Below are 12,669 nucleotides of genomic sequence, written 5' to 3' on the forward strand. Positions count from 1 at the left end.
TTTTAATTGTGTATTGACTTTGGTTATTGATCCCAGTGGGATAGATCTCGGTTTAAAAATTGAGCTAATTCCCGATTAGGTTCACGAAATTTTTCAATTAGCATTATACGAGTTTCAGGTAACATCTTAGGAGGAAAATATTGCTTTTTTTTCCATTTTTCATAGGTCAAGTCCTTCAGCATATTATACATCCCTTGTTTGATAGGTTTAGGAACAAGTTTAGTCATCAATTTAACCCCAGGAATAGCGTTAACAGAACCTGCGATTTTTTTTTGAAAGACTCCTTCTCGATAATCCTTCGCCTGGTTAGCTATGACTTCTCCTCCCTTCATAATATCGACAGTAGAATCAGCCCCTAAAAAAGTCAATATCTGATTTAGAGTACTAGCTGGTTTTTCAATTAAATCTTCCATTAATAGAAATAAAAAAGATTCTCTTGGAAAAAACGGTAAATATCTTTCAATTTGCTCTAAATAGTAACTACTATCAATGAATTCACTTTGTTGAGCGATCGCTTCTTCAAAGGTTTTTGCTGTCATTAACTCATTTCTAGCTACATGAAATTCTTGATTAAGTTGAGTTCCTTTAAATCGATAAGCATAAAATGAATAAGCCCTATCTAGCGGATGCCGCATAATATAAATTAACTTCACATTAGGACAATATTTTGCGATTCTTTCTGCTGCTTTAGGATGTTGCTCATACCTAGAATAGGTTGTAGAGGCCTCCCCACAAATTTGATCTGGTGTTGCGTCCTTAAATAGAGATTCATACCAATCAATTCCCCTAGCATAACTTTTTTCAAGGGAGAAAAAGTCAGGCTCCTTTGGAGTACTCATGTAAATCTGTGGATGACGACATAAATACTGATAAAGTGTCGTTGTCCCTGACTTAGCCGCCCCTATAATAATAAAATCAGGCTTCCTCATTCTCTAACTCCTTCAACTTAATTCAGCTCTGACTTGTCGAAAAAACACTTCTACCTGAATATAACATGATTGGTGACTAATTCTCTAGATAAAACCATTAAACTATTTATTAAGAGTAATAAGAGGTATACCAATTAACAAAGTTTTGAATCCCGATTTCAAGGGGAGTATTTGGTCTAAATCCCACATCTTGTATTAAATCATCCACATCCGCATAAGTCATCGGTACATCCCCTGGTTGCATCGGTAAAAAATCCTTAATTGCTTTCTTATTTAAGCAATTCTCTAAAACCTCAATAAAATACATAAGATTTACTGGTTGATTATTACCAATATTATAAACTTTATAAGGTACATTGTTATTAGAATCTAAGGGTTGAGGAATCTTATTCATTACTCTTGTTACCCCTTCTATAATGTCATCAATATAGGTAAAATCTCGCATCATTTTACCATGGTTAAATACTTTGATCGCCTGACTTGCTAAAATTGCTTTAGTAAATGAAAAATAAGCCATATCAGGACGACCCCAAGGGCCATACACCGTAAAAAAACGTAATCCTGTGGTGGGTAATTGATAAAGGTGACTATAGGTATAAGCCATTAATTCATTAGCTTTTTTCGTGGCAGCATATAAACTCAGGGGGTGATCAACATTATCTTTGGTAGAAAAAGGAATTTTCTTGTTAGCTCCATAAACTGAACTCGAAGAAGCGTAGACCAAATGATCAATTTTAGCATAACGACATCCTTCTAATATATTCATAAATCCGACTAAGTTACTATCTACATAAGCCTGGGTATTTTCCAAAGAATATCTCACACCTGCTTGAGCTGCTAAATGAATAACATAATCAAAATTATTTTGCTCAAACAACTTATAAATAGCCCTCCTATCAGCTAAATCAAGTTGATAAAAACTGAATTTTTCTTGCTTTTTTAATTGGCTGAGACGAGCTTCTTTAAGAGAAACATCATAGTAAGAATTCAGATTATCTATTCCTACTACTATATCCCCTCGCAGAAGAAGATATAAACTTAAATGAAAACCAATAAAACCAGCAGCACCTGTCACTAAAATTGTTGTCATACTTTTACTATTAATTGATTTTTTAAATTTAAAGATAAACTTTCAAGCCATCAATAGGTGAACCAAAACCTAATAAGTTTCTGATAGTTATTTCTATTATAATTAATGCTACCAGTAATAAGGTTGCTTGAAGATCCTGAGAAAGACAAGATAATTTTTCTTTCCAAAGTTTAAAATTGATCGTTATATAATAAGGAAAGTCGTTTAAGACGATAACCCATATTGCCCCTAAAAAACCGAAATTTAAAAAAGCCATAGGTAAAAATAACAACATATACAAGAATTTAAAGCAATTGCCTAATGCTGGATAAAAAGGTTTTCCTAAAGCATAAAGAGATTTGTCAACTGTTATTGAGAGCATAAGAGGCCAAAGACCTAATGATAATAGGGGAAGCATCCAAGCTGCCTCTTTATATCTTTTATCATATAAGGTCAAAATAATGAAATCTCCTCCACAGAATAGTAAGCTTACTATAACAGCAAGTGCCACCAATATTAACCATCTTGCTTTTAAAATTTTAGCTCGAAGAATTTCTCTAGGTAAGTCAATTTGTTGAGCGATGATTGGCATCATTATCTGTTGACTCACTTGCCTAAAAGCTTTTCTAGGTAAATCGGAAAATGTAAAAGCTATAATATAAACTCCTAACATTTCTAATGATAAAAATTTTCCTAACATCAGCGTATCAGCTTGGTCGGCTAAAAAAGCCATAGCGGTTGCTACAAATATCCAGCGACCAAAAGATATTAGTTCTTTGAGTGATTCTTGATCCCAAGCAAAACGATTAGATATTTTTGGTTCTAATCGATGACTCATCACCATATTAATGAAACTAGAAATCAATGTTCCAGCAATTAAAGCCCATATTGATCTTTGGAAATAAGCCCAAACAATCATCACGCTAATGGAGATAGACTGTATTATAAACTGATACTTCGTAATCTTCTCAATGTCCATTTTACGATTGAGAGTCGCTAAAGCAGTTGAGGCAAATCCTGACATGATTGTTGTTAAGCCAACAATAGGTAATAGCCAGAGAAATTGATACTTTCCATAAAAGTGAGCTACTGGCCAAGCTATTACACAACAGGCAAACCACAAAATAAATCCCCTGATGACAGTTAATGTCCAAGCTGTATTGATGAAAATCGGGTCATCTCCTCTGGGACTACGGATAATACTAGGACGAACTCCAATGTCAGAAAATAAGTTTAATCCTTGGATGAAAGTATTAACTAAGGCCATTAAACCAAATAATTCTGGCACCAAGAGACGAGTCAGAATTATATTGCTACCAAGACGGAGAACTTGAGCTCCCCCATACCCTATTAATGTCCAGATAGTACCGCTAATTGCTTTTTGCTTGATTGATGACATCAGAATTAATTTCTTAACAGTGAATTTTTACCTTGGGGATCTCAAAATTTTAACATTCTTGTAATATATATTAATTTTGAGAGTTGTTCATCCTAGCATAAATCTTATCTGATTTTATCATAAATTAGTCTTTTCCTAATACTATGCTCCTCATTGACTCAGTAAATTTGACTAATTATATCATTAATTTGCTTTTTCGATTTATTTATCACGATTAAAATTAACTTGACAAGATCTTAACAATTTAACGGTAATTTGAAGAAACTCAGTATAGATTAATATATCTAAACTGCAATTTTTTCCGTATTACGGATCAAGTTAATCTAATTGTTGTTCTAAAAATTAGGTGTATACTATTATATTTTACCTAAACATTTTGGGTAATTTAAGTCTATCAATCAATATATAAAGGTGTTAAAATATGACGGAAATAAATGATTTTAATAAAGCGGTTAGTCGAGGGACTGTTACCGTAAAAGTTAATAATCCTCCCTTGGCAGTTAATGATAATCAGATTACTCAAAAAAACACCCCAATTACCATTCTAGCCTCTGATTTATTAGGCAATGATAAAGATCTTGATGGCAATCCATTAACCCTTACTGGTGTCAATAATGGGGTCAATGGAACCGTCGCTCTTAATAGTAAGGGAAATGTAGTTTTTACCCCTAAGGCTAATTTTGCAGGAGCAGCTAGTTTTACTTATAATGTTAGTGATGGAAATCAAGGTGTTAGTCGAGGGATTGTTACCGTAAAAGTTAATAATCCTCCCTTGGCAGTTAATGATAATCAGATTACTCAAAAAAACACCCCAATTACCATTCTAGCCTCTGATTTATTAGGCAATGATAAAGATCTTGATGGCAATCCATTAACCCTTACTGGTGTCAATAATGGGGTCAATGGAACCGTCGCTCTTAATAGTAAGGGAAATGTAGTTTTTACCCCTAAGGCTAATTTTGCAGGAGCAGCTAGTTTTACTTATAATGTTAGTGATGGAAATCAAGGTGTTAGTAAAGGGACTGTTACCGTAAAAGTTAATAATCCTCCCTTGGCAGTTAATGATAATCAGATTACTCAAAAAAACACCCCAATTACCATTCTAGCCTCTGATTTATTAGGCAATGATAAAGATGCTGATGGCAATCCATTAACCCTTACTGGTGTCAATAATGGGGTCAATGGAACCGTCGCTCTTAATAGTAAGGGAAATGTAGTTTTTACTCCTAATGATAATTTTGCAGGAGCAGCTAGTTTTACTTATACTATTAGTGATGGAAATCAAGGTGTTAGTCAAGGGATTGTTACCGTAAAAGTTAATAATCCTCCCTTGGCAGTTAATGATAATCAGATTACTCAAAAAAACACCCCAATTACCATTCTAGCCTCTGATTTATTAGGCAATGATGAAGATCTTGATGGCAATCCATTAACCCTTACTGGTGTCAATAATGGGGTCAATGGAACCGTCGCTCTTAATAGTAAGGGAGATGTAGTTTTTACCCCTAAGGCCAATTTTGCAGGAGCAGCTAGTTTTACTTATAATGTTAGTGATGGAAATCAAGGTGTTAGTAAAGGGACTGTTACCGTAAAAGTTAATAATCCTCCCTTGGCAGTTAATGATAATCAGATTACTCAAAAAAACACCCCAATTACCATTCTAGCCTCTGATTTATTAGGCAATGATAAAGATGCTGATGGCAATCCATTAACCCTTACTGGTGTCAATAATGGGGTCAATGGAACCGTCGCTCTTAATAGTAAGGGAAATGTAGTTTTTACTCCTAATGATAATTTTGCAGGAGCAGCTAGTTTTACTTATACTATTAGTGATGGAAATCAAGGTGTTAGTCGAGGGATTGTTACCGTAAAAGTTAATAATCCTCCCTTGGCAGTTAATGATAATCAGATTACTCAAAAAAACACCCCAATTACCATTCTAGCCTCTGATTTATTAGGCAATGATGAAGATCTTGATGGCAATCCATTAACCCTTACTGGTGTCAATAATGGGGTCAATGGAACCGTCGCTCTTAATAGTAAGGGAAATGTAGTTTTTACTCCTAATGATAATTTTGCAGGAGCAGCTAGTTTTACTTATACTATTAGTGATGGAAATCAAGGTGTTAGTCAAGGGATTGTTACCGTAAAAGTTAATAATCCTCCCTTGGCAGTTAATGATAATCAGATTACTCAAAAAAACACCCCAATTACCATTCTAGCCTCTGATTTATTAGGCAATGATAAAGATGCTGATGGCAATCCATTAACCCTTACTGGTGTCAATAATGGGGTCAATGGAACCGTCGCTCTTAATAGTAAGGGAGATGTAGTTTTTACCCCTAAGGCCAATTTTGCAGGAGCAGCTAGTTTTACTTATAATGTTAGTGATGGAAATCAAGGTGTTAGTCGAGGGATTGTTACCGTAAAAGTTAATAATCCTCCCTTGGCAGTTAATGATAATCAGATTACTCAAAAAAACACCCCAATTACCATTCTAGCCTCTGATTTATTAGGCAATGATAAAGATGCTGATGGCAATCCATTAACCCTTACTGGTGTCAATAATGGGGTCAATGGAACCGTCGCTCTTAATAGTAAGGGAAATGTAGTTTTTACTCCTAATGATAATTTTGCAGGAGCAGCTAGTTTTACTTATAATGTTAGTGATGGAAATCAAGGTGTTAGTCGAGGGATTGTTACCGTAAAAGTTAATAATCCTCCCTTGGCAGTTAATGATAATCAGATTACTCAAAAAAACACCCCAATTACCATTCTAGCCTCTGATTTATTAGGCAATGATGAAGATCTTGATGGCAATCCATTAACCCTTACTGGTGTCAATAATGGGGTCAATGGAACCGTCGCTCTTAATAGTAAGGGAAATGTAGTTTTTACTCCTAATGATAATTTTGCAGGAGCAGCTAGTTTTACTTATACTATTAGTGATGGAAATCAAGGTGTTAGTCAAGGGATTGTTACCGTAAAAGTTAATAATCCTCCCTTGGCAGTTAATGATAATCAGATTACTCAAAAAAACACCCCAATTACCATTCTAGCCTCTGATTTATTAGGCAATGATAAAGATGCTGATGGCAATCCATTAACCCTTACTGGTGTCAATAATGGGGTCAATGGAACCGTCGCTCTTAATAGTAAGGGAGATGTAGTTTTTACCCCTAAGGCCAATTTTGCAGGAGCAGCTAGTTTTACTTATAATGTTAGTGATGGAAATCAAGGTGTTAGTAAAGGGACTGTTACCGTAAAAGTTAATAATCCTCCCTTGGCAGTTAATGATAATCAGATTACTCAAAAAAACACCCCAATTACCATTCTAGCCTCTGATTTATTAGGCAATGATGAAGATCTTGATGGCAATCCATTAACCCTTACTGGTGTCAATAATGGGGTCAATGGAACCGTCGCTCTTAATAGTAAGGGAGATGTAGTTTTTACCCCTAATGCTAATTTTTCAGGGGTAGCGAGTTTTACTTATACTATTAGTGATGGAAATCAAGGTGTTAGTCAAGGGATTGTTACCGTAAAAATTGATAATATCATAGATAATGGGACATTTACGACAGCTAATGGTGTCAATATTTTTAACACTAATTCATCAATTATCTATTCCAAAGATGCTGATAAAGGTTGGTTCACGAATGCTTCTGATAGTCAATGGAATTTTGATGCAACAAATCAGTGGGTTAAAACTGATAATTCTGGTACATTGGGTTTAATTGAAGTAATCAAAACTAATCAAGTTACCAAAGGATTACAACCCATTAGTTTTGATGCCACTAATTGGGGTTCAGGTAATACCCTACGGCTACAAGTCTATGGGGTTGATGGTGAATTCAAGATGAGTAGTGGGAATACCAATGCTCCTGTGAGTCAAGATGCTTCTCCGATTAAGGTTGTAAGTTTACTTGATACTAATAATATTGCGAATACTCAGTTTGATTGGAAAACATTCACTTGGGATAGTATAAATTTTGGCAGTGGATATCAATACATTGCCCTTCGCTTTTCGACCAATGGCGTTGATGAAACTGAGTTTCAAGCTATTGATAATGTTATGGTAGGTTCTCTCCCCAAAAATCCTAGAACGCCTCCCCAAGCTTATGATGATAAGTTCCTTACTCAACAGAACAAAACCCTAACTATCCTAGCAAAAGATGTATTGGCTAATGATACAAATCCCAATGGTGGAAATCTTTACATCAAAGGAGTTGATCAAGCCACTTATGGAAATGTCTCTCTTGATAGTCAAGGAAATATACTATTTACCCCAAAAACAGATTTTTCTGGTGTTACAAGCTTTGACTACACCATACAAAATGATCAAGGCGTATTGAGTAAAGCGACAGTTACAGTTAACGTCGCCCATCCTGTTGCACTAGGAACAAACCTTGCAGGTATTAGTTCTTGGTCAACTCAACTCCCTTTTGTTGATAGCTTTAAATCTTCTCGTGGCTGGATTACTCAATTTACCGGTATTTTTAATACTGAAGAATCTAACCTGTTAGATTTAGATCAAAACGGTTGGGTTAGATCCTTACCTGCACTCGAAGATGCACCCAAATATACCTCTGTTTGTACCTTGTTCAATCCGACGAACTATTCATCAGGGGGAAGATACGTTGTATTGTATGAAGGCGAAGGTGAAATTCAATATGGATTGGGTGCGAAAATTGATCGAGATGCCTCTATTGCGGGCCGAGATGTGATTAATGTAGACCCTAATGAAGGTATTTCATTAAGTATTATTGCAACAGACCCTAATCACACAGGAAATTATATTCGCAATATTCAGGTAGTTCCTGAAGCTTATCAATCAACTTATCAAACACAGATATTTAACCCTGATTTTCTGCAAAAAACCCAACCTTTCGGTGCAGTTCGTTTTATGGATTGGATGGAAACTAATAATTCATCACAAGGTGAATGGAGTGATCGACCAACCCCGGATGATTCAACTTGGACAACTAAGGGCGCACCCGTAGAAATTATGGTACAACTGGCAAACACCCTTGATGTTGATCCTTGGTTTAATATGCCTATTCAGGCGACCGATGAGTATGTAAGAAATTTTGCAACGTATGTCAGAGATAACCTCGAACCAGAACGAAAAGTTTATGTCGAGTATTCTAATGAAGTCTGGAATGGTAACTTTACTCAACTCGGCTGGGTAATCCAACAAGCCGAAAATGATCCTAACTTTCATGGTAATGCGATGAATTGGTTTGGGAAACGAACCACTGAGATTACCCGAATTTGGGATCAAGTATTTGATCAAACTGGAAAAAAAGAGCAAGTCATTGGGGTGATGGCGGCTCAAGCGGCAAATATTGGGACAGCAACCAGCGCACTCAATTATGCTTCTTGGTCTGATGAAAATAAATCTCATGCAGATTACGGAATTGATGCGATCGCTATTGCTCCTTATTTTGGGGGTTATATTGGCAAAGCTGAAAATGAAACTCAGGTACAGACTTGGAACGTTGATCAACTATTTGATGAATTAACTCAAGGAGGAGTATTAAATAATGGGCCTGTAGGTGGTGCTATAAAACGAGCCTATAACAACATTGATAAATACGCAGCACTAGCACAAAAAGAAAATTTACAGCTACTAGCTTATGAAGGGGGTCAACATTTAGTAGCAGATGAGGAAGTACAAAACCGCCAAGCTCTTACTGATCTCTTTATACAAGCTAATCGTGATCCTCGTATGGGCGAACTATACAAACAATACCTTACTTATTGGTATCAGCAGGGAGGTGGCTTATTCATGAACTTTAATGATGTGGGAACACCCAGTAAGTATGGAAGTTGGGGGACTTTAGAGAATCTTAATCAGACTAGTTCTCCTAAATATGATGCTCTGATGGATGTGCTTAAGAGTAGTGGTCAATAATGATCAACAACCTCAAAATAGGGGTTAGGAGTTAGGGTTAGGGAATCTTGCAACTGATTTAGGATTGCTATATGTATGGTAATTTTACGATAAGCTTGACTAGATACCCTTTCTCCTCGCACCATAATCTCAAGTTGTTAACGGCTGATGAATCAATCTCTTGTTTCGGTTCCCACTGGTTCTTTACAAATTTCTGATACACCTCATACTCCAAAAATAGTGAAGGGCCGTATCCCTAAATTTTCTTTGATTTTACCTACTTATAACGAAGCGGGAAATATTAAAGATATTGTCGGAATTTTGAGTGAGTTACTTGATGGGTATATGGTCGGAGATTATGAGTTGATTGTAGTTGATGATAATAGTCCCGATCAAACTTGGAAATTGGCCCTAGAATTAACTCCTGATTATCCTCAATTGCGGGTCATGCGTCGAGTAGAAGAAAAAGGACTCTCCACTGCTGTGATTCGGGGTTGGCAAGTGGCCCAAGGGGAAATTTTAGGGGTTATTGATGCGGATTTACAACATCCCCCAGAAGTCTTACAACAATTGCTTCAAGAAATGGAAAAAGGGGCTGATTTAGCCGTTGCTAGTCGTCACGTTGAAGGGGGTGGGGTCAGTGAATGGAGTATTATCCGTCGCTTCCTCTCTCGTGGGGCCCAGGTTTTAGGTTTAATGATTCTTCCTGAAGTTATTGGCCGTCTGTCTGACCCCATGAGTGGTTATTTTATGGTACGTCGAAATGCGATCGCTGGTAAAAATTTAAGTCCAGTCGGTTATAAAATTCTGATTGAAGTTACAGCACGAGGTAAAATTCGTTGGTTAGCTGAAGCAGGTTATGTTTTTCGAGAACGTCAAGCAGGAGAAAGTAAGGTCACTTGGAAACAATATATTGAATATCTTCACCATCTTTTACGATTACGTTTATCCTTGTCTGCCCGGTTTATTCAGTTTTGTTTAGTGGGGTTTAGTGGGCTTTTTGTGGATATAGCAATCTTTTCTTTTCTTCGCAAGGGATTAGAATTAGGCTTGACCCGCAGTACCATTATTTCCGCAGAAGTGGCAATTATTAATAATTTCTTCTGGAATGATTTATGGACATTTCGGGATATTTCCCGTCAACAACCAGGGAAACGTCAACGGATAAAAAGATTGATTAAGTTTAATTTAATTTGTTTGGCTGGCGTAATTTTACAGACCTTATTGGTTAATATTTTCTTTGCCATTTTCCAATGGTTACAGTTAGACGCAATTATGGGTGACTTAACTACTAGCGTATTATTAAGAAACTTACTAGCTAGTGATATTTTGTCTAAATTAATTGCTATTGTTATTGTGACGTTTTGGAATTTCTGGTTAAATACCAAGTTAAGTTGGCGAGTTACAGAAGTTGATAAATAATGAAGTATATCTAATAACTTTACCATGACAACATTACAACGCCCTCAATTAAACTCTTTACCTCCTATTACTTGGGAAAAATTGCCCGATGATTTTAATTTACCTGATGAACCTGTGGAAAGTAATCTTCAGCCCCTTCTAGCATCTGCTTTACGAGAATCTCTAGAGTTAGCAGGTTTAATTGTAGAATCAATGTTAATTGCCTCTAATTTTGGCTTATGTGCCACTGTAGGGGATAAAACTATTGTTAAAGCACCCGATTGGGTTTATGTGCCATCAGTACAGTCTCTACCTGTTGGAGAAATTCGACGTAGTTACACTCCTCATCTAGAAGGAGATATTCCTTCTATTATTATCGAATTTGTCTCAGAAACAGAAGGGGGTGAATACTCTATTAACCCTCATTATCCCTATGGTAAATGGTACTTTTACGAGAAAATTTTACAAGTACCTATTTATGCAATTTTTCATCCTAAAACAGCAGAATTAGATGTATATCGTTTAGTTTCTGGTAAATATGAACAACTATTAGCTGATGAAAATAATCAATATTGGCTCGAAGAAATTGGCTTATTTTTAGGAATATGGTTAGGGAAAAAAGCCGAAATGACTACTTCTTGGTTACGGTGGTGGGATCAATCACGCAATTTATTATTATGGGGAAGTGAATTATTAGAACAAGAAAGACAACGTACTGAATCTGAAAGACAACGCGCTGAATCTGAAAGACAACGCGCTGAACAAGCTGAATTAAAACTTGAACAGTTAGCACAAAAATTAAGAGATTTGGGAATTGATACTGAAACAGTATAGCAGTTCCTAGTCTAGATGTTTGTAATAGGCAAAAAATTCTTGAATTCTTTGCCATATTTGTTCTACCAAATTTAGAGATTTAGCATCAAACCATTCAATGTCTGTATCACCACGAAACCAAGTACGCTGACGTTTCGCAAACTGACGGGTATGTAAAATAATTTCTTTTTTAGCTTGTTCTAAAGATGTTTTATCTCTTAAGTAAAGTTTAATTTCGCTATAACCTAATGTATCTAATAATGGTAACTTCCATCCATATTTATTAATGATGTTTTCGACTTCTTTAACTAATCCCATTTCTATCATTTTTTCTGTTCTTTGTTCAATTCTTTTTTCTAAATCTTCAGCAGAACAATCTAAACCAATTTGTAGGATAGGATAGGGGGGAGGATTTTCTCCTTGTTGTTGAGAAATGGGAATACCTGTTACATAAAAAACTTCTAAAGCACGAAGGGTTCTTACTTCATCATTAGGATGAATTTTATTAGTAGCAATAACATCTATTTGAGATAAAATGTCATAGCATTGTCTTTGTCCCAACCCTTGTAATTGTTGTTTTAATTCAGGTTGAGGAGCAACTCTGGGGATTTTTAATCCCTTAACAATAGACTTAATATATAATCCTGTTCCTCCTACTAATAGAGGAGTAATAGTTAATTCATTTATTAAAAATTGAGCTTTTTCTTGATATTGAGCTAAGGTTAATGTCTCTATTGGGTCACAAATATTAATTAAATAATGAGGAACTAATTGTTGTTCAGTTAAGCTAGGTTTTGCGGTTCCAATATCAAATTCTCTATAGACTTGACGAGAGTCTGCACTAATAATCATGGTATTGAGACGTTGAGCTAATTCTAACGCTAAACCTGATTTACCTGTTGCTGTAGCACCACAAATAACAATTAAAGATGTTTTCACTGACCTGATTTCAATGTTTATTAACTACTGTATTATTAACCAGATGAGGTATTCTGACACCCCGTAGATTATGCTATCATCTAGTAATAGGGGGCGGGTTTATTTAACTTTTTTGTGAGAATCATTGATTTATGCAAAAAACCCGCCCCTACAAAAACCCGCCCCTACAAATTTTGTGTAATTAATTTTGTCTACCTACTTAATAACTAAGTTGTCTTTTATT

General features: G+C 35.7%; 7 protein-coding genes. 3 read left to right on the forward strand and 4 right to left on the reverse strand.

Annotation, left to right across the window (positions count from 1 at the left end; translation table 11 throughout):
- Positions 1 to 23: 23 nt before the first annotated feature.
- From AsFPU1_RS14465 to AsFPU1_RS14475, 3 genes are all read right to left on the reverse strand, one after another.
- Entirely contained in the window at positions 24 to 929 is a 906-nt protein-coding gene (locus AsFPU1_RS14465; RefSeq protein WP_124975459.1) for a sulfotransferase domain-containing protein, read from the reverse strand.
- 109 nt (positions 930 to 1,038) lie between these two features.
- Positions 1,039 to 2,019 (reverse strand): NAD-dependent epimerase, encoded by a 981-nt coding sequence (locus AsFPU1_RS14470; protein ID WP_124975461.1) that lies wholly within the window; start codon positions 2,017 to 2,019, stop codon positions 1,039 to 1,041.
- A 28-nt stretch (positions 2,020 to 2,047) separates the two neighbouring features.
- On the reverse strand, positions 2,048 to 3,397 hold the full coding sequence (locus AsFPU1_RS14475; protein WP_124975463.1) for an oligosaccharide flippase family protein: 1,350 nt from the start codon (positions 3,395 to 3,397) through the stop codon (positions 2,048 to 2,050).
- A gap of 421 nt (positions 3,398 to 3,818) precedes the next feature.
- Between AsFPU1_RS14475 and AsFPU1_RS14480 the strand changes: the two genes are divergently transcribed.
- The 3 genes from AsFPU1_RS14480 to AsFPU1_RS14490 all read left to right on the forward strand — a co-directional run bounded on the left by AsFPU1_RS14480 (position 3,819) and on the right by AsFPU1_RS14490 (position 11,528).
- On the forward strand, positions 3,819 to 9,314 hold the full coding sequence (locus AsFPU1_RS14480) for a beta strand repeat-containing protein (protein WP_124975465.1): 5,496 nt from the start codon (positions 3,819 to 3,821) through the stop codon (positions 9,312 to 9,314).
- A gap of 147 nt (positions 9,315 to 9,461) precedes the next feature.
- Positions 9,462 to 10,715 carry a glycosyltransferase gene (locus AsFPU1_RS14485; protein WP_124975467.1) on the forward strand — a complete coding sequence of 418 codons (1,254 nt, stop codon included), beginning with the start codon at positions 9,462 to 9,464 and terminating at the stop codon, positions 10,713 to 10,715.
- 24 nt (positions 10,716 to 10,739) lie between these two features.
- On the forward strand, positions 10,740 to 11,528 hold the full coding sequence (locus tag AsFPU1_RS14490) for a Uma2 family endonuclease (RefSeq protein ID WP_124975469.1): 789 nt from the start codon (positions 10,740 to 10,742) through the stop codon (positions 11,526 to 11,528).
- A gap of 6 nt (positions 11,529 to 11,534) precedes the next feature.
- On the opposite strand, the gene miaA is transcribed toward AsFPU1_RS14490, so the two are convergent.
- A complete protein-coding gene (gene miaA, locus AsFPU1_RS14495; RefSeq protein ID WP_124975471.1) occupies positions 11,535 to 12,446 on the reverse strand; it encodes a tRNA (adenosine(37)-N6)-dimethylallyltransferase MiaA in 912 nt (303 codons plus the stop codon).
- Positions 12,447 to 12,669: the final 223 nt, after the last annotated feature.

The sequence above is a fragment of the Aphanothece sacrum FPU1 genome (assembly GCF_003864295.1).
Classification (GTDB): Bacteria; Cyanobacteriota; Cyanobacteriia; order Cyanobacteriales; family Microcystaceae; genus Aphanothece_B; species Aphanothece_B sacrum.